Raw genomic sequence first — 18,533 nt, 5'->3', positions numbered from 1 at the left:
CCCATGTCTGAAATGACCCCACGCGAAATTGTCAGCGAACTGGACAAACACATTATCGGCCAGGACGCGGCGAAGCGTTCTGTGGCGATTGCCCTGCGTAACCGCTGGCGCCGCATGCAGCTTGATGAAGAGCTGCGCCATGAAGTCACGCCGAAAAACATTCTGATGATCGGCCCAACCGGCGTCGGTAAAACCGAAATCGCCCGCCGCCTGGCAAAACTGGCCAACGCGCCGTTTATCAAAGTTGAAGCGACTAAGTTCACCGAAGTCGGTTACGTTGGGAAAGAAGTGGATTCGATCATCCGCGATCTGACCGATGCGGCCGTGAAAATGGTGCGTAGTCAGTCGATCGAGAAAAACCGCTACCGCGCGGAAGAGATGGCGGAAGAGCGCATTCTCGACGTGCTGATCCCACCGGCGAAAAATAACTGGGGCCAGCCGGAACAGTCGGCTGAACCTTCCGCCGCGCGCCAGTCTTTCCGTAAAAAACTGCGCGAAGGCCAGCTCGATGACAAAGAGATTGAAATCGATCTCGCTGCCGCGCCGATGGGCGTAGAAATTATGGCGCCTCCGGGCATGGAAGAGATGACTAATCAGCTCCAGTCCATGTTCCAGAACCTGGGCGGCCAGAAGCAAAAGCCACGTAAGCTGAAAATCAAAGACGCGATGAAGCTGCTGATTGAAGAAGAAGCGGCGAAGCTGGTGAACCCGGAAGAACTGAAGCAGGATGCAATCGAAGCCGTTGAGCAGCACGGGATCGTGTTTATCGACGAGATCGACAAAATCTGTAAACGCGGCAATACCTCTGGCCCGGATGTTTCGCGCGAAGGTGTGCAACGCGATCTGCTGCCGCTGGTGGAAGGCTGTACTGTGTCGACCAAACACGGGATGGTGAAAACGGACCACATTCTGTTTATTGCGTCTGGTGCGTTCCAGATTGCCAGTCCGTCAGATCTGATCCCGGAGCTGCAAGGCCGTTTGCCGATCCGTGTTGAGTTGAAAGCGTTAACCACGGAAGATTTCGAACGTATCCTGACCGAGCCAAACGCGTCTGTCACCGTACAGTACAAAGCGCTGATGGCGACCGAAGGCGTAAACATTGATTTCACCGAAGACGGCATCAAACGTATTGCTCAGGCCGCATGGCAGGTGAACGAAACCACTGAAAACATCGGTGCGCGTCGTTTGCATACGGTGCTGGAACGTCTGATGGAAGATATCTCTTATGACGCCAGCGATCTGGGCGGTGAGACGATCATCATCGATGCAGACTATGTGAGTAAACATCTTGATGCTTTAGTGGCAGATGAAGATCTGAGCCGTTTTATCTTATAATCCCGGTCACAACGTTTTCATCACATTCGATGGGGGCTTATGCCCCCATTTTTGTTGGCTGACCTTATGAACGAAACGCAATCTCTTAGCCTCACCCAGGCCTGGCTGGAAAGCCTGCGACCGAAAACATTACCGCTGGCTTTCGCCGCGATTGTCGTTGGCACAGTGCTGGCCTGGTGGCAAGGCTATTTTGATCCGCTGGTGGCGGTGCTTGCGCTTATCACCGCAGGATTGCTGCAAATCCTCTCCAACCTTGCCAATGATTACGGCGATGCGGTTAAAGGCAGCGATAAACCCGATCGTATTGGTCCGTTGCGCGGCATGCAAAAAGGGGTCATTTCCCTTGCGCAGATGAAGCGCGCGCTGATGATTGTCATCGCGCTAAGCTGCATCTCCGGGCTGTTGCTGGTGACCGCTGCGACACAAACAATGGCGGATTTCATCGGCTTCCTTGCGCTCGGTGGGCTGTCGATTATTGCCGCCATCACTTATACCGTCGGCAAACGTCCATATGGTTATCTTGGTCTTGGCGATATCTCCGTGCTGCTTTTCTTCGGCTGGATAAGCGTAATGGGTAGCTGGTATCTGCAGACGCATATGCTGATCCCGGCCGTTATTCTGCCCGCGACCGCCTGCGGTCTGCTGGCGACGGCGGTTTTGAATATCAATAATCTGCGCGATATCGAAAGCGACCGCGAAAATGGCAAAAATACGCTGGTAGTCCGTTTAGGGCCGGTCAACGCACGCCGTTATCATGCAGGTCTGCTGGTTGGCGCGCTGGTATGCCTTGCGCTGTTTAACCTGTTTTCGTTGCAAAGCCTGTGGGGCTGGCTGTTTGTGCTGGCTGCGCCGCTGCTTATCAAACAGGCGCGCTTTGTGCTACGCGAGCTCGACCCGCGCGCTATGCCACCGATGCTGGAGCGCACGGTAAAAGGCGCACTGTTAACTAATCTCTTGTTTGTATTAGGAATAATCCTCAGTCAAACGCATTTTTAACTGATAAATGTCAACGAACAATTGATGATTTTGCCAACAGCGCGTGATGCGCGATATACTGACTGTTCTCGCAGCAACTGAACGCTAATCCTATGAAATACGATACTTCTGAGCTTTGTGATATTTACCAGGAAGAGATCAACGTCGTGGAACCGCTGTTCTCCAATTTTGGCGGACGGTCGTCGTTTGGCGGACAAATCATCACGGTGAAATGTTTCGAGGATAACGGGTTGCTGTACGATCTGCTCGAACAAAACGGCCGTGGTCGCGTCCTGCTGGTCGACGGCGGTGGTTCAATGCGTCGTGCGTTAATCGACGCGGATCTCGCCCGCACTGCGGTGCAAAACGAGTGGGAAGGGATTGTGGTCTATGGCTCAGTACGCCAGGTAGACGACCTTGAAGAGCTGGATATTGGGATTCAGGCGATTGCCGCCATTCCGGTTGGCGCAGCGGGTGAAGGCATCGGTGAAAGCGACGTACGCGTCAATTTCGGCGGCGTGACCTTCTTCTCCGGCGACCATCTCTATGCCGATAGCACCGGCATTATCCTTTCCGAAGATCCTCTCGATATCGAGTAAACAAAAGGGCACCGTCAGGTGCCCTTCTTCTTTTTGCCGGATGGCGCTTCGCTTATCCGATGTCGCAGCACTTTCCCTGCCAATTTCGCGCTATAGCTAAGCCCGTTAATCCGGCAGCGTAGTTACCTGGATGAGACAACCCGCAAAGCGTTATCAGACTTCTTCCATGCGCCCCAGCAGCGCCTGCAAGCGCTCCTGCCAGCCGTGCTGCTGCTCTCTCAGCTGGTGGTTTTCACGCTCCAGCTCTTCACGGCTCTGCTGAGCAGACTGTACGTCCTGCGCCAGGCTATTGTTTTTCTCTTTCAGCTCTTCGATTTCCATCTGCAGCAGCGTGATGGTATCAATCGCCTGCTGCACCTTCGCTTCCAGTTTTTCAAACACTTCTAATGACATTGTCATACCTCTCCTGAGTTGCAAGGCGCTGATGGATATACACTTGCCTCTTCGCGTTGCAGTTGCGTCGCCGCTTTCTTGCAACCCAAAGATTCGTGTCTTTAAAAATCCCCGTCCCGAAAATCGGCGACGCCTTATGATATTGAGCGGATCTCGCTTGTCCCCGATTGTATGAAGCCCACCAGCCCCTGTCCAGCGCGGAGCCGCGCTGTTTGCGCTTTGCAACACTTTTCGTCCTCATCCTGGTGCAACGCGTGCGCCTGCCACTAAATTGTTAAGGCCTGGGTTACAAAAATGATTCAGCTCACATTTCGCTATGGTGCAAAAACGCGCTTCAGCGCTCGAAAACGCTCATTTTATTGACGCAGTACACACATTTTAATTTCGATATTTCTCGTTTTTGCTCGTTAACGATAAATTAACACTATGTCTACACGACATCATGGGGGAGCGATCGCCCGTGCTAACAATAACCATTACTCTTTTGCAGGATCCGATTATGAGTCAGACATCAACCTTAAAAGGCCAGTGCATCGCCGAGTTTCTCGGCACCGGGTTGTTGATTTTCTTCGGTGTCGGATGTGTCGCGGCGTTGAAAGTGGCTGGCGCCACCTTCGGCCAATGGGAAATCAGTATTATCTGGGGCTTGGGCGTGGCGATGGCCATCTACCTGACCGCAGGGGTTTCCGGCGCACATCTGAACCCGGCTGTGACTATTGCATTATGGCTCTTCGCTAGTTTTGATGGGCGCAAAGTTGTTCCCTTCATCATTTCTCAGTTTGCCGGCGCGTTTTGCGCGGCTGCACTTGTTTACGGGCTTTACTACAATCTTTTCCTCGATTTCGAACACACGCACAATATGGTGCGCGGCAGTGTTGAAAGTCTTGATTTAGCTGGTATTTTCTCAACTTACCCGAACCCGCACATCAACTTTGTGCAGGCCTTCGCCGTTGAGATGGTGATCACCGCTGTACTGATGGGCGTCATCATGGCGTTAGGTGATGACGGTAACGGTATTCCGCGCGGCCCACTGGCACCGTTGCTCATCGGTTTGTTGATTGCGGTTATCGGTGCATCAATGGGACCGCTGACAGGATTCGCCATGAACCCGGCGCGTGACCTTGGTCCGAAAACGTTCGCCTGGCTGGCTGGCTGGGGCAACGTCGCCTTTACCGGCGGCAAAGATATTCCCTACTTCCTCGTCCCGCTGTTCGGGCCGATCGTAGGCGCGGCGCTCGGCGCATTCGGTTATCGTAAACTGATTGGTCGCCATCTGCCGTCTGGAACCAGTGAGGCGGCGGAAGAAAAAGGCACCGCCTCCACGACTCAACAAAAAGCTTCGCTGTAATGTGACTACGGGAACATAACCATGACTGACAAAAAATATATCGTTGCGCTCGACCAGGGCACTACCAGCTCCCGCGCCGTCGTGATGGATCATGACGCCAACATCATCAGCGTTTCTCAGCGCGAGTTTGAACAAATTTATCCGAAGCCAGGCTGGGTTGAGCACGACCCGATGGAAATCTGGGCATCGCAGAGCTCTACGCTGGTAGAAGTATTAGCGAAAGCGGATATCAATTCCGACGAAATCGCCGCTATCGGCATCACTAACCAGCGTGAAACCGCGATCGTCTGGGAACGTGAAACCGGTAAACCGATTCATAACGCGATTGTCTGGCAGTGCCGCCGTACCGCTGATATTTGCGAAAAACTGAAACGCGACGGCATGGAAGAGTATGTACGCAACGCCACGGGTCTGGTGGTTGACCCGTATTTCTCCGGCACCAAAGTGAAATGGATCCTCGATCACGTTGAAGGCTCGCGCGAACGTGCGAAACGCGGTGAATTGCTGTTCGGTACTGTTGATACCTGGCTTATCTGGAAAATGACCCAGGGTCGCGTACACGTGACGGATTACACCAACGCCTCACGTACCATGCTGTTCAACATCCACGAGCTGGACTGGGATGACAAAATGCTGGAGGCGCTGGACATCCCGCGCGCCATGCTGCCGGAAGTACGTAAGTCTTCTGAAGTTTATGGCCAGACCAACATTGGTGGTAAAGGCGGCACACGTATTCCTATCGCCGGTATCGCCGGTGACCAGCAGGCGGCGCTGTTTGGCCAGTTGTGCGTGAAAGAAGGGATGGCGAAAAACACCTACGGTACGGGCTGCTTTATGCTGATGAACACCGGCGAGAAAGCGGTGAAATCTGAGCATGGTCTGTTGACCACCATCGGTTGCGGCCCGAAAGGTGAAGTGAACTACGCGCTGGAAGGTGCCGTGTTTATGGCGGGCGCATCCATTCAGTGGCTGCGCGATGAGATGAAGCTTATCAGTGATGCCTTCGACTCTGAATACTTCGCCACCAAAGTGAAAGACACCAACGGTGTGTATGTCGTACCGGCCTTTACCGGCCTGGGCGCGCCGTACTGGGACCCGTATGCACGTGGGGCCATCTTCGGTCTGACCCGTGGCGTCAACGCGAACCACATCATCCGCGCTACGCTTGAGTCTATCGCGTTCCAGACGCGCGACGTGCTGGAAGCGATGCAGGCAGATTCCGGCATTCGCTTACACGCTCTGCGCGTGGATGGCGGTGCGGTTGCCAACAACTTCCTGATGCAGTTCCAGTCTGACATTCTCGGCACCCGCGTGGAACGTCCGGAAGTGCGTGAAGTTACGGCGCTGGGTGCGGCCTACCTTGCAGGTCTGGCGGTTGGTTTCTGGCAGAACCTGGATGAACTTCAGGAAAAAGCGGTTATCGAACGTGAGTTCCGTCCGGGTATCGAAACCACCGAGCGTAACTTCCGCTACGACGGCTGGAAAAAAGCGGTGAAACGCGCGCTGGCGTGGGAAGATCACGACAAGTAATTAGCCTCAACCTTGCCCTCTCTCCCCGGAGAGGGGGCTGCTCAACAAACCCTCCGCTTCTCGCTGTGATAAACTTCGCTCAATTTCTTTCACTATAGAGTTTGTTATGAGACGAGAACTTGCCATCGAATTCTCCCGCGTGACCGAAGCTGCAGCGCTGGCTGGCTACAAATGGCTGGGGCGTGGCGATAAGAACACGGCGGATGGCGCAGCGGTTAACGCGATGCGCATCATGCTCAACAATGTCGACATTGACGGCACCATCGTGATCGGCGAAGGCGAGATAGACGAAGCGCCGATGCTGTTTATCGGTGAAAAAGTCGGTACCGGCAAAGGCGACGCGGTCGACATCGCCGTTGACCCGATCGAAGGGACACGCATGACGGCAATGGGCCAGGCCAACGCGCTGGCAGTGCTGGCGGTTGGCGATAAGGGCTGTTTCCTCAACGCGCCGGACATGTACATGGAGAAACTGATAGTCGGTCCTGGCGCAAAAGGCGCTATCGATCTCAATCTGCCGCTGGCTGATAACCTGCGTAATGTCGCCGCTGCGCTCGGCAAGCCGCTGAGTGAACTGACGGTCACCATTCTGGCTAAACCACGTCACGACGCCACCATTGCCGAAATGCAGGCGCTGGGCGTACGTGTTTTCGCCATTCCCGATGGCGACGTTGCCGCGTCGATCCTCACTTGCATGCCGGATAGCGAAGTGGACGTTCTCTACGGTATTGGCGGCGCGCCGGAAGGTGTGGTTTCCGCGGCGGTTATCCGCGCGCTCGATGGCGATATGCAGGGCCGTCTGCTGGCGCGCCATCAGGTAAAAGGCGACAACGAAGAGAATCGTCGTATTGGCGAATATGAGTTAAAACGCTGCCGTGGTATGGGAATTGAAGCGGGTAATGTATTGCGTCTGGATGAAATGGCGCGCAGCGACAATGTGATTTTCGCTGCCACCGGCATCACCAAAGGCGACCTGCTGGACGGCATCACCCGTAAAGGCAATATCGCCACCACCGAAACGCTGCTGATCCGCGGCAAATCGCGCACCATTCGCCGTATTCAGTCTATTCACTACCTGGATCGCAAAGACCCGGAAGTGCAGCGTCATATACTGTAAGGGTATTTGTTCAATTGAGCTTTCCGGCCTTCGCGGGCTGGAAATCTCACCCGACAGACACGAAGATAAGGCAACGCTACAGAACAGGAGAAAACCATGGCGGACTGGGTAACAGGAAAAGTCACAAAGGTGCAGTTCTGGACCGATGCGCTATTCAGCCTCACCGTTCATGCCCCCGTTCACCCCTTCACTGCCGGACAATTCGCCAAGCTCGGGCTGGAAATTGACGGCGAGCGCGTACAGCGCGCCTACTCATACGTAAACGCACCGAGCAATCCCGATCTGGAGTTCTATCTGGTTACCGTACCGGAAGGGAAACTCAGCCCACGCCTGGCCGCGCTTCAGCCGGGGGACGAAGTGTTGCTGGTGAGCGAAGCCGCCGGTTTCTTCGTACTGGAAGAAATACCGGACTGCGAGACTTTATGGATGCTGGCAACCGGCACCGCGATTGGGCCGTATTTGTCGATTTTGCAGGAAGGCAAAGATCTGGAGCGCTTCAAAAATCTGGTGCTGGTACATGCGGTGCGCTACGCGGCGGATTTAAGTTATTTGCCACTGATGCTGGAACTGCAAAAACGCTACGAAGGGAAATTGCGGATTCAGACGGTGGTCAGTCGGGAAACCCTTTCCGGTTCGCTGACCGGGCGCGTCCCGGCGTTGATTGAAAGCGGTGCGCTGGAAGAGGCCGTTGGACTTGCGTTAAATGCCGAAACCAGCCATGTGATGTTGTGCGGCAACCCGCAAATGGTGCGCGATACCACACAGTTACTGAAAGATACCCGGCAGATGGCTAAGCACCTTCGCCGCCGTCCGGGGCATATCACCGCCGAACACTACTGGTAATCAGCGGTACTTCACATCCTGCGTCTCTTTGCCGTATTTGTTCTCTCCCTGGGTGCCAATAAACGCGCCCAGGTCAATCAGCATCATGACGATAATTACCACCGGAATGAGACGCCCCACCGTCCACTCCAGCGTACCACCGAGTATTTGCCAGTTACCCGAAAGCAGCATCCACGCCAGCACCATCAGCAAGCCCCACGCACCGTGACGCCCCCGGTCATGCAGGCGTTTTACCATCACGCAGGTTGTCGGCCAGATCAGACACACCAGGATAAATGCCGCCATCTGAAAATCGAGCATGCCGCCGTTGGCGAGCGTGAACAGCACCGTCATACTCAACACCCACAGGATCACCCAGACCCAAAAATCACGACGCCCAATGCGCCCTTTAAAAGAGAACAACCACTGCTGTATGCCCATGTAAGGTTCCTTATTATCGTAGTGCTGCGTAGTTTACCCTGGCGGCGGGAGTTTTTGACAAGCCAGCCCGATATCGTTTTAATCGTGAGCAAACTCAACAGAGGGCGATGTGAATGAAAGCATGGCGTTATCCCATTTGGCTGCTCTTTTCCGCGCTGGTTTTCAGCATGCCGGTTCATGCAGAAGAGCCGCCGACCGCCACCACTGCGCCCTATTTATTGCCGGGCGCGCCGACATTTGACCAGTCGATTAGTCAATTTCGCGAGAAATTCAACACCGATAACCCGACGCTGGCACTCAGTGAATTTCGCGCGGTGGATAGCCGGGGCGATCAGGCGAACCTGACGCGCGCAGCCACGAAAATCAATGATTACCTCTACGCCTCAACGGCGCTGGAGCGCGGTACGCTGAAAATCAAATCGATGCAGATTACCTGGCTGCCAGTGCAAGGCCCGGAGCAAAAAGCGGCGAAAGCAAAGGCTCAGGAGTATATGGCGGCGTTTATCCGTGCCTTTTTACCGACGCTAACCGCCACGCAAAGTACGCAAAAGCTGCAAAAATTGCTGACTAACGGCAAAAACAAACCTTATTACGCCGAAACGGAAGGTGCGATTCGCTATGTGGTGGCAGACAACGGCGAAAAAGGGCTGACCTTCGCTGTTGAACCGATTAAGCTGACGCTATCTGATTCGCTGGAAGAGAACAATAAATGACAAAAAGCAAAGCCTTTCAGGGGATGAATCTCTATACTGTTTCACAGACCATGCTGCCCTGAGGGGCGGCCATATTCCTTAATTCGCCAAGCGCGTGGAGAGTAAAAATGCGACATCCTTTAGTGATGGGTAACTGGAAACTGAACGGCAGCCGCCACATGGTAAACGAACTGGTTGCAAACCTGCGTACCGAGTTGACTGGCGTAACGGGTTGTGCTGTCTCAATCGCTCCGCCGGAAATGTATCTCGATCTGGCTAAACACGCCGCTGACGGCAGCCACATCGTACTGGGCGCGCAAAACGTTGACGTTAACCTGTCTGCCGCATTCACCGGCGAAACCTCTGCCGAAATGCTGAAAGATATTGGCGCGAAATACATCATCATCGGCCACTCTGAGCGCCGCACTTACCACAAAGAATCCGACGAGTTGATCGCGAAGAAATTCGCGGTGCTGAAAGCGCAGGGTCTGACGCCGGTTCTGTGTATCGGTGAAACCGAAGCAGAAAACGAAGCCGGTAAAACCGAAGAAGTGTGCGCACGTCAGATCGACGCCGTGCTGAAAACGCAGGGTGCTGCGGCATTCGAAGGCGCGGTAATTGCCTACGAACCGGTTTGGGCTATCGGTACCGGCAAATCCGCTACCCCGGCTCAGGCACAGGCTGTTCACAAATTTATCCGTGACCACATTGCTAAAGCCGACGCGAAAGTGGCTGAACAAGTGATCATTCAGTACGGCGGTTCCGTTAACGCTGGCAACGCAGCTGAGCTGTTCACCCAGCCGGATATCGACGGCGCACTGGTTGGCGGCGCATCCCTCAAAGCAGACGCTTTCGCGGTGATCGTTAAAGCGGCAGAAGCGGCAAAACAGGCGTAATGCTGTTTACCCTCTCCCTGCCAGGGAGAGGGTTTTCTCTTACAATTTCCCCAGCACGCTAAACCACGCGTAATCCAGCGGTAACAACACCAGATACGTCACCACCGCCAGTGCCAGACAGAGCAGCATCCCCGATCTCGCCGGGACTTTGCCGAGCGCCATCGCCACCACAATCGGCGACGCCTGATACGGCAACAGCGGCGTGGAGTACCCCAGCACCTGGATCATGATCACTGACAACAACGGAAAACCGGTGGCGTCGGCGAAACTCTGCGCAAGCGTAGTAAACAGCGCCGGTACGCCGTTCGCGGTCATAATGAAATTGAGAGCCGTGGTAATACCGGTTAGCGCCAGGAAACTGGTAAACGGCCGCGCCGGATCGAGCGGCATCACGTGCAGCAGCGCGTCACCAACGGCACTACCGATCCCGGTTTGCGTCACAGTAATCGCCAGGCCGAGAATGCCCGCCACATAGATACAAGTGCGAATGTTCACGCCGCTGGCGAACTCATCGCCAGTGATAAAACCCACGCGCGGCAACAGCGTCACGCAGGCGGCAGCAAGCCCCGTCCATGCAGGGCCGATGCCGTGCCAGCTTTCGGTAACCCACAGCGTCAGCACCACTGCCAGCATCCACGCCAGTCGTTTCTCTTCCCGGCTCATCGGTTCAGAAGGGGTTTGTTCACGAGAGGCGCGGGGCCGACCAGGAAAAAGCCAGCAAATCAGGCCAATCAAAATCAGCCCTTTTAAAATGCCAAGCACCGGCGTATGCAACAGCAGATAAGGCACATAGTTAAGATGAATACCGTAAGAGCCTTCTGCTGCGCCGCTCATCACCAGGTTTGGGACGTTGGCGGGCAAAATGGTTGCCGATAACTGAAAAGTGCCAAAACCGACCGCCAGCGCCAGTCCATACCAGGAGCGCGTCCCTTCGTTAATGCCTGCGCGCGCTGCCATTGCTGCGACGATTGGCATCAACAACGCAATGCGCCCCATGTTCGAAGGCATTACAAACGCCAGGGCGTAACTGAGCAGTACAACGCTTGCGACCATTTGCAGCCATGAGTCGGCCAGCTTTGCCGATAATGCTCTCGCCGCCCGATCCGCCAGCCCGGTTTTGCGTATTGCCACACCGAGCACAAACCCGCTGAATACCAGCCAGAAGGCCGATGAAGCGAAACCGCCAAAAATGACTTCCGGCGGCGCAATTTTCGCCACCATCGCCGCCGTAAAAAACAGCAGCGCGGTGATAAATTCCGGCAATAACGAGGTGGCCCACAGCACGATGGTGATGCCGACAATGACAGAGGGAAGGAACAGAGGGTGAGCAAACCAGAGCGACATGCCTGTCTCCTGTAGATTTTTTCAGCAAGTCTACGGTGACAGGCAGGCGGAGTAAACGTGAATTATGGTGGGGTTATTTCAGGATATCGCATTGATGATCCTGAATTTCCTCTGCCGATGCGCGGTTAAGCGCTAACAGATTGCGCTCGGTGGCCAGCAACACAAATGAGCCATCGGCCTGCTGCGCCATTGCCAGCGCGAAGCGTCCCATATGCGCTTTTGCTTCCGGCACTTCTTCTGCCAGCATCACAAACGGGCTGCGTTGCACCAACTCTTCTTCCGTCACGCGGCGGGCTAAATATTGATGACCGAGCAGACCGCCCGGAAACGCCAGCCACTGGCTACTGATGCGTGCCGCATTGTCATTCAGTTGCGTGCGCACATCGGAACGCAGGCAGGAGATATGAATATGAAAATGGTTCTGCGTGCGCCCGAAGCGTGAATTAATGGTCAACGAGATCGCGCTGTCCGGCACCGGGCTGCCACGCAATTTGCTCATCACATCGCGGGATTGCCACGCCTGCCAGAAGAAGTTGGGCGTTGTCGGTTGCAGCAGCAACGGGCTTTCCGTGCCGTTGATGCGGTACGTTGGCATCAGCAAAAACTGCAGCGGTCCATTACGATCTTTCATCAACACATAGCCGCTTTTCAGGTTCACCTGAGCGCAGGGTTGTGGCGAGTTATGCTCACGCATATTCGGTAAACATTGTTCGGTGACGATATGGCGCAGTGCATCCGGGTTACCGCTGTTTTTAAACCATAACCACGCTCCCGCCGCTGCCAGTAAGGCCAGCACCAACAGAACAATGACGATGCGACGCACTTTTTTCATTTTTTCCGCTTCCTTAGCTGAAAGAACCGGAATGATAGCGCAAATTGCAAGGCAAGTTGAAAATCCTGGATTTTGCGCAGATGAAAAGCAAAACGCCCTCTTACGAGGGCGTCCGGGGGAGATTAACGTTTACTGATTTGGTCGAACGTACCGCCGTTAGAGAAGTGCTCTTTTTGCGCTTTCGTCCAGCCACCGAACACATCATCAATGGTGAAGAGTTTCAGTTTCGGGAACGCGCTGGCGTATTTCGCCGCTATCTGCGCGTCACGCGGACGATAGAAGTTCTTCGCGGCAATCTCCTGGCCTTCCGGCGAGTAGAGATATTTCAGATAGGCTTCCGCAACTTTCTCAGTCCCTTTCTTCTCTGCCACTTTGTCGACAACGGAGACGGTCGGTTCTGCGAGAATAGATTCGCTCGGGGTGACAATTTCAAACTTGTCTTTGCCCAGTTCGTTCGTTGCCAGCAGCGCTTCGTTTTCCCACGCAATCAGTACATCGCCGATGCCGCGCTCAACGAAGGTATTGGTCGCACCGCGCGCGCCGGAATCCAGCACTTCGACATTTTTAAACAGCGCTTTGACGAACTCCTGCGCTTTTGCCTGATCGCCGCCGTTCTGATGCAGCGCATAGCCCCAGGCTGCCAGGTAGTTCCAGCGCGCGCCACCAGAGCTTTTCGGGTTCGGCGTGATCACAGAAACGCCCGGTTTAATCAGATCGTTCCAGTCATGAATCTGTTTCGGGTTGCCTTTACGCACCAGGAAAACGATGGTCGAGGTGTACGGAGCGGAGTTATCCGGCAGGCGTTTGATCCAGTTTTTATCGATACGACCACGCTCTGCAATCGCATCAACATCGTAGGCCAGCGCCAGAGTGACCACGTCGGCGTCGATACCGTTGATAACAGAGGTTGCCTGTTTGCCGGAACCGCCATGGGACTGACGGATCACAACGTTGTCGCCAGTCTCTTGTTTCCAGTGCGCGCTGAAGGCTTTGTTGTATTGCTCATACAGCTCACGCGTTGGATCGTAAGAGACGTTTAATAACTGGATATCCTTTGCCAGAACGCTGGTAGAAGCCAGCAGTAATGTAATCCCCAAGCCCCATTTATTCATCGCCCACTCTCTTAAGGTTATCGATTTTGATGTGGTCAGACTGCCAGAAAGAGATCCAATGATTAAAGAATAAAAAAAGATTGGCTATAACTTTGGGGAATAAATCAGGATAAAAAAACGCCCTCGTTATTGAGGGCGTTTTTGCTCTTAGTAGAGTTTTTTCGCGCAGTCGAGCCAGTCGCCTTTGAACGGGCGTTTCATGTTCTCAATGGCATCGATGATGTCGTGGTGCACCATTTTTTCGTTCTGAATACCAACACAACGGCCGCCATAACCCTGCAGTAGCAGTTCGATCGCGTAAGAACCCATACGGGAAGCCAGAATGCGGTCGTAAGGCACCGGAGAACCGCCGCGCTGGATATGACCAAGAACGGTGGCGCGGGTTTCACGCTGGGTTTCGCTTTCGATGTATTTCGCCAGCTCGTCGATATCGCAGATGTGCTCGGTAATCGCCACGATGGCGTGTTTTTTACCTTTGGCGATACCCGCTTTGATTTCTGCTACCAGGTCTTCACGGTTGAATTCCACTTCCGGCAGTACGATAAACTCGCAACCGCCCGCAATCGCCGCCGCCAGCGTCAGGTCGCCGCAGTAGCGACCCATCACTTCAACGATGGAAATACGCTGGTGGGAAGAAGAGGTGTCACGCAGGCGGTCAATGGCTTCCACCACGGTTTGCAGCGCGGTGAAGTAACCGATGGTGTAGTCGGTACCTGCTACGTCGTTATCGATGGTGCCCGGCAGACCGATGCACGGGAAACCCATTTCAGTCAGTCGCTTAGCGCCCATGTAGGAACCGTCGCCACCGATTACCACCAGCGCGTCGATACCGCGTTTTTTCATGTTCTCAATAGCCACGGCGCGGATATGCTCTTCACGGAATTCCGGAAAGCGGGCGGAGCCGAGGAATGTACCGCCGCGGTTGATCATGTCGGACACGCTGTAGCGGTCAAGTTGGATCATGCGGTCTTCGTACAGGCCGAGGTAACCGTCATAGATACCTGACACTTCCAGACCTTCTGTCAATGCTGCGCGGACGACGCCGCGGATCGCGGCATTCATGCCTGGCGCATCACCGCCACTTGTCAACACACCGATTTTTTTAATCATGACTACCTCTGAACTTAGGAATGCAAAATAAAATTCTGTGGCCCGAAGCGACTCCCCTGTGGGAGCGAACAACTATGCTGCTATGGTGCAAATAGTATATCAATCCCAGCTTGCTGAATTGATTCAGGTCAGACCAAATGGCGGTAATTTATACACAAAAAGTTGGTCTGGCTCACTCTTTTACAACGAAATACGAAAGCCTCTGCGTGCTTATCGTCCTTGAGGTACTACCGAACATGGGTCCTGATGGATTATCACATCAGAACCCGGGAAACGTTGCAGAATCGCCTGTTCTACCTGCTCAGCAATAAGATGTGCCTGAACGAGCGGCAGGTTATCTTCCATTTCCAAATGTATTTGAATAAAGCGGGTCGGCCCTGACTGCCGCGTGCGAAGATCGTGAGCGCCGCTGACGCCCGGCCAGGAGGTGACAATGGTGAAAATTTCCTGTCGCTCTTCGTCGGGTAAAGCTCGGTCCAGCAATGCCTGAACCGCGTCATACCCCATGTGTAACGCGCTATACAAAATATAGCTGCCAATACCCAGCGCAAACAATGCATCTGCACGATGCCATCCATACCAGGAGAGCCCCAGCGCGATGAGAATTGCGCCGTTCATCATAACATCAGACTGATAATGAAGCATATCCGCCCGCACCGCCTGGCTGTGGGTTTTCCGCACTACCCAGCGCTGAAAAGTGACAAGGATCACAGTGCTAAACAGCGCGATCAACGTGACCGTAATACCAATACCTGCATCACGAAGCGGTTCAGGTTTAGCAAGGTGCTGAATCCCCGTCAAAAACAGGAACAGCGCCGAACCAGAAATAAACATACTTTGTGCCAGCGCCGCCAGCGATTCCGCCTTTCCGTGGCCGAATGTATGCTCTTCGTCAGCGGGTTGCAGCGAATAGCGTACCACTAACAAGTTGGTTAACGACGCGGCAATATCCACCAGCGAATCCACCAGCGCCGCCAAAATACTGACCGAACCGGTTAACCACCACGCGATGATTTTAATTACCAGCAGTGACGATGCCGTGACGGTCGCCGCAACCGCTGCCCGGGTAACCAAACGCCCATAGGATTGATTCATAAACGCTCCTGCCTGGATCCTGCAGGGATTATAACGAAAGGCAGACAACAGCAATGGGGAAATTAAGCAGTGGAATTGCGGGCAAAAAAAACCCCCTCATCATGAGGGGGAAGACAGGGATGGTGTCTATGGCAAGGAAAACAGGGTTTGTTACTGGTAATGCCGGGTACTACTGCTACTCATAACCATCGACGGAGAACTTTGTTGCATCTGCGCCACTTCGCGCAGTTGCGTCATCCGTTGCTGGTGTCTCTGGTTTAAAACCGCTTGCTGCTCCGGCGTAAGCAGGTTGTACATCTGGTTGCGGACTTTCGCCATTTCAACCTGACGAGCTACTTGCTCCTGCGCCATTTTTTCTGCCTGAGCGCGCACAGCGTTTTCATCAAAATTTTCTGCGGTGACAAGGCGATGCATTGTCTCCATTTCGCTAACATTAACAGGAGGCTGATCGTGCCGCGCCTGCCTCATTAAATCCCGCATCTGCTGACGCTGATGTTCGGTTAAATTAATACCGTCGAACATATGGCTCTGAACACTGCGCTGCGCAAACCCATCAATCGGGTGCCAGTTATCGCCTGTTACGACGTCAGCAGCCTGGCTAACGGTGCTAAACGCCAGCGTTGAGGCCATGACGGCAGCGGTAACGATGCGCATCATTTACTCCAGTAACCTTTTCGTCTCACGATTCAACGATAATCAGTCTACGATTCAGGCTGCAAACATGCGTCAGGGGGTGTAAAACAACGTAAAGTCATGGATTAGCGAGTCTCGATGACGTAATTTCTGCCTCGGAGGTATTTAAACAATGAATAAAATCCTTTTAGTAGATGATGACCGAGAGCTTACTTCCCTGTTAAAGGAGCTTCTCGACATGGAAGGTTTCAATGTGCTCGTTGCCCATGACGGGGAGCAGGCGCTCGACCTCCTCGACGACAGCATCGACCTGCTTTTGCTTGATGTCATGATGCCGAAGAAAAACGGTATCGACACACTTAAAGAGCTACGCCAGACACACCAGACACCGGTCATTATGCTGACCGCCCGCGGCAGCGAACTCGATCGCGTACTCGGCCTTGAGCTGGGCGCGGATGACTATCTGCCAAAACCGTTTAACGATCGTGAATTAGTCGCGCGTATTCGCGCCATCCTTCGTCGCTCGCACTGGAGCGAACAGCAGCAAAGCAACGATAACGGCTCGCCTACGCTTGAAGTGGACGCGCTAAGTCTGAATCCGGGTCGTCAGGAAGCCAGTTTTGAAGGCCAGGCGCTGGAACTGACCGGCACCGAATTCACCCTGCTTTACTTGCTGGCTCAACATTTAGGCCAGGTGGTATCGCGTGAACATTTGAGCCAGGAAGTGCTGGGTAAACGTTTAACACCGTTCGATCGCGCTATCGATATGCACATTTCCAATCTGCGCCGCAAACTACCGGAGCGTAAAGATGGGCATCCGTGGTTTAAAACCCTGCGTGGCCGCGGTTATCTGATGGTGTCCGCTTCATGATAGGAAGTTTGACCGCCCGCATCTTTGCCATTTTCTGGTTAACGCTGGCGCTGGTATTGATGCTGGTGTTGATGGTGCCAAAGCTGGACTCCCGTCAGATGACGGAGTTGCTGGACAGCGAGCAACGCCAGGGCGTGATGATTGAACAACATGTTGAAGCGGAACTGTCGAACGACCCGCCGAACGACCTGATGTGGTGGCGCAGGCTTTTTCGCGCCATTGACAAATGGGCGCCGCCGGGTCAACGTCTGCTGCTGGTGACCAGCGAAGGGCGCGTCATTGGCGCCGAACGCAACGAGATGCAAATCATCCGTAACTTCATCGGCCAGGCGGACAACTCCGACCATCCGCAGAAGAAAAAATATGGCCGGGTCGAAATGGTAGGGCCCTTCTCCGTTCGTGACGGGGAAGATAACTACCAACTCTATCTGATTCGTCCCGCCAGCAGTTCACAATCTGACTTTATCAACCTGTTGTTTGACCGCCCGTTATTGCTGCTGATTGTCACCATGCTTATCAGCTCGCCGCTGCTGTTGTGGCTGGCGTGGAGCCTGGCGAAACCGGCCAGGAAGCTGAAAAATGCGGCGGATGAAGTGGCGCAAGGCAACTTGCGGCAACATCCGGAACTGGAATCCGGGCCGCAGGAATTTCTGGCCGCCGGCGCCAGTTTCAACCAGATGGTCACGGCGCTCGAACGCATGATGACCGCACAGCAGCGCCTGCTTTCTGACATCTCTCACGAACTGCGTACACCGCTCACGCGCTTACAGCTCGGCACCGCCCTGCTGCGTCGCCGCAGCGGTGAAAGCAAAGAGCTGGAGCGCATTGAAACTGAGGCGCAGCGGCTGGACAGCATGATCAACGATCTGCTGGTGATGTCGCGCAATCAGCAGAAAAACGCGCTGGTCAGCGAAACGGTGAAAGCCAATCAGATGTGGAATGAGGTGCTGGATAACGCGGCGTTTGAAGCGGAACAGATGGGCAAATCCCTGACGGTCAATTTCCCGCCAGGCCCGTGGCCGCTGTACGGTAACCCCAGCGCACTGGAAAGTGCGGTCGAAAACATCGTGCGCAATGCGCTGCGCTACTCGCACAGCAAAATCGAAGTCAGTTTCGCGGTGGATAAAGACGGCATCACCATTAATGTGGACGATGACGGTCCCGGCGTCAGCCCGGAAGACAGGGAACAGATTTTCCGCCCGTTCTACCGCACCGACGAAGCACGCGATCGCGAGTCCGGCGGTACGGGGCTTGGTCTGGCGATTGTCGAAACCGCTATCCAGCAGCATCGCGGCTGGGTAAAAGCAGACGACAGCCCGCTCGGTGGTTTACGCCTGACGATATGGCTGCCGTTATATAAACGCGCTTGATAACCCGCCCTCTCCGCT

Annotated in this window: 19 protein-coding genes; 11 read left to right on the top strand and 8 right to left on the bottom strand. The window is 54.3% G+C overall.

The genetic code is table 11. The features are described 5' to 3' along the window. The first annotated feature begins 3 nt into the window (after positions 1–3). From hslU to rraA, 3 genes are all read left to right on the top strand, one after another. Positions 4–1,335, top strand: coding sequence for an HslU--HslV peptidase ATPase subunit (gene hslU / locus IP581_RS00475; RefSeq protein ID WP_086873296.1), 1,332 nt, complete (start codon positions 4–6; stop codon positions 1,333–1,335). Between the two features lie 66 nt (positions 1,336–1,401). Continuing rightward, positions 1,402–2,331 (top strand): 1,4-dihydroxy-2-naphthoate polyprenyltransferase, encoded by a 930-nt coding sequence (menA, locus tag IP581_RS00470; RefSeq protein WP_097401925.1) that lies wholly within the window; start codon positions 1,402–1,404, stop codon positions 2,329–2,331. Positions 2,332–2,423: 92 nt separating this feature from the next. After that, positions 2,424–2,909 (top strand): ribonuclease E activity regulator RraA, encoded by a 486-nt coding sequence (rraA, locus tag IP581_RS00465; protein ID WP_020455956.1) that lies wholly within the window; start codon positions 2,424–2,426, stop codon positions 2,907–2,909. Positions 2,910–3,062: 153 nt separating this feature from the next. On the opposite strand, the gene zapB is transcribed toward rraA, so the two are convergent. Continuing rightward, a complete protein-coding gene (gene zapB / locus IP581_RS00460; RefSeq protein WP_086873298.1) occupies positions 3,063–3,308 on the bottom strand; it encodes a septal ring assembly protein ZapB in 246 nt (81 codons plus the stop codon). Between the two features lie 493 nt (positions 3,309–3,801). On the opposite strand from zapB, the gene IP581_RS00455 reads away from it, so the two are divergent. The 4 genes from IP581_RS00455 to fpr all read left to right on the top strand — a co-directional run bounded on the left by IP581_RS00455 (position 3,802) and on the right by fpr (position 8,140). Further along, positions 3,802–4,650 (top strand): MIP/aquaporin family protein, encoded by an 849-nt coding sequence (locus IP581_RS00455; protein WP_017459641.1) that lies wholly within the window; start codon positions 3,802–3,804, stop codon positions 4,648–4,650. 21 nt (positions 4,651–4,671) lie between these two features. Then, entirely contained in the window at positions 4,672–6,180 is a 1,509-nt protein-coding gene (glpK, locus tag IP581_RS00450; RefSeq protein ID WP_193821526.1) for a glycerol kinase GlpK, read from the top strand. A gap of 106 nt (positions 6,181–6,286) precedes the next feature. Continuing rightward, a complete protein-coding gene (gene glpX, locus IP581_RS00445; RefSeq protein WP_017459643.1) occupies positions 6,287–7,297 on the top strand; it encodes a class II fructose-bisphosphatase in 1,011 nt (336 codons plus the stop codon). A 96-nt stretch (positions 7,298–7,393) separates the two neighbouring features. After that, complete coding sequence (gene fpr, locus IP581_RS00440) at positions 7,394–8,140, top strand: ferredoxin--NADP(+) reductase (protein WP_086873300.1); 747 nt, start codon at positions 7,394–7,396, stop codon at positions 8,138–8,140. Here fpr and IP581_RS00435 read toward each other — a convergent pair whose 3' ends face one another. Further along, positions 8,141–8,560 (bottom strand): DUF805 domain-containing protein, encoded by a 420-nt coding sequence (locus IP581_RS00435; protein ID WP_086873301.1) that lies wholly within the window; start codon positions 8,558–8,560, stop codon positions 8,141–8,143. Between the two features lie 113 nt (positions 8,561–8,673). Here IP581_RS00435 and IP581_RS00430 point away from each other — a divergent pair, with 113 nt between their 5' ends. Together IP581_RS00430 and tpiA are read left to right on the top strand one after the other, a co-directional pair. Then, positions 8,674–9,273 (top strand): YiiQ family protein, encoded by a 600-nt coding sequence (locus IP581_RS00430; protein ID WP_193821525.1) that lies wholly within the window; start codon positions 8,674–8,676, stop codon positions 9,271–9,273. Between the two features lie 107 nt (positions 9,274–9,380). Beyond that, positions 9,381–10,148 carry a triose-phosphate isomerase gene (gene tpiA, locus IP581_RS00425; protein ID WP_193821524.1) on the top strand — a complete coding sequence of 256 codons (768 nt, stop codon included), beginning with the start codon at positions 9,381–9,383 and terminating at the stop codon, positions 10,146–10,148. A gap of 39 nt (positions 10,149–10,187) precedes the next feature. Here the strand turns inward: tpiA and IP581_RS00420 are convergent, their stop codons facing one another. From IP581_RS00420 to cpxP, 6 genes are all read right to left on the bottom strand, one after another. Continuing rightward, on the bottom strand, positions 10,188–11,492 hold the full coding sequence (locus IP581_RS00420) for an SLC13 family permease (RefSeq protein WP_193821523.1): 1,305 nt from the start codon (positions 11,490–11,492) through the stop codon (positions 10,188–10,190). Positions 11,493–11,565: 73 nt separating this feature from the next. After that, a complete protein-coding gene (locus tag IP581_RS00415; RefSeq protein ID WP_193821522.1) occupies positions 11,566–12,324 on the bottom strand; it encodes a CDP-diacylglycerol diphosphatase in 759 nt (252 codons plus the stop codon). Positions 12,325–12,446: 122 nt separating this feature from the next. After that, the gene (locus IP581_RS00410; RefSeq protein WP_017459650.1) at positions 12,447–13,436 is read right to left on the bottom strand and encodes a sulfate ABC transporter substrate-binding protein; all 990 of its coding nucleotides are present in this window, start codon (positions 13,434–13,436) and stop codon (positions 12,447–12,449) included. A gap of 147 nt (positions 13,437–13,583) precedes the next feature. Further along, entirely contained in the window at positions 13,584–14,546 is a 963-nt protein-coding gene (gene pfkA, locus IP581_RS00405) for a 6-phosphofructokinase (protein WP_193821521.1), read from the bottom strand. Positions 14,547–14,756: 210 nt separating this feature from the next. After that, positions 14,757–15,641, bottom strand: a complete 885-nt coding sequence (fieF, locus tag IP581_RS00400) for a CDF family cation-efflux transporter FieF (RefSeq protein ID WP_097401921.1) — start codon at positions 15,639–15,641, stop codon at positions 14,757–14,759. A 150-nt stretch (positions 15,642–15,791) separates the two neighbouring features. Further along, positions 15,792–16,295 carry a cell-envelope stress modulator CpxP gene (gene cpxP, locus IP581_RS00395; RefSeq protein WP_193822614.1) on the bottom strand — a complete coding sequence of 168 codons (504 nt, stop codon included), beginning with the start codon at positions 16,293–16,295 and terminating at the stop codon, positions 15,792–15,794. A 151-nt stretch (positions 16,296–16,446) separates the two neighbouring features. Between cpxP and cpxR the strand changes: the two genes are divergently transcribed. Beyond that, positions 16,447–17,145: an envelope stress response regulator transcription factor CpxR gene (gene cpxR / locus IP581_RS00390; RefSeq protein WP_086873306.1), complete on the top strand. Its 699-nt coding sequence runs from the start codon at positions 16,447–16,449 to the stop codon at positions 17,143–17,145. Then, a complete protein-coding gene (gene cpxA, locus IP581_RS00385; RefSeq protein ID WP_045512355.1) occupies positions 17,142–18,515 on the top strand; it encodes an envelope stress sensor histidine kinase CpxA in 1,374 nt (457 codons plus the stop codon). Before cpxR ends, cpxA begins: the two co-directional genes overlap by 4 nt. Positions 18,516–18,533: the final 18 nt, after the last annotated feature.

The sequence above is a fragment of the Kosakonia pseudosacchari genome (genome assembly GCF_015167415.1).
In the GTDB taxonomy this organism is placed as follows: Bacteria; Pseudomonadota; Gammaproteobacteria; order Enterobacterales; family Enterobacteriaceae; genus Kosakonia; species Kosakonia pseudosacchari.
This window is presented reverse-complemented; position numbering and strand designations above follow the sequence as displayed.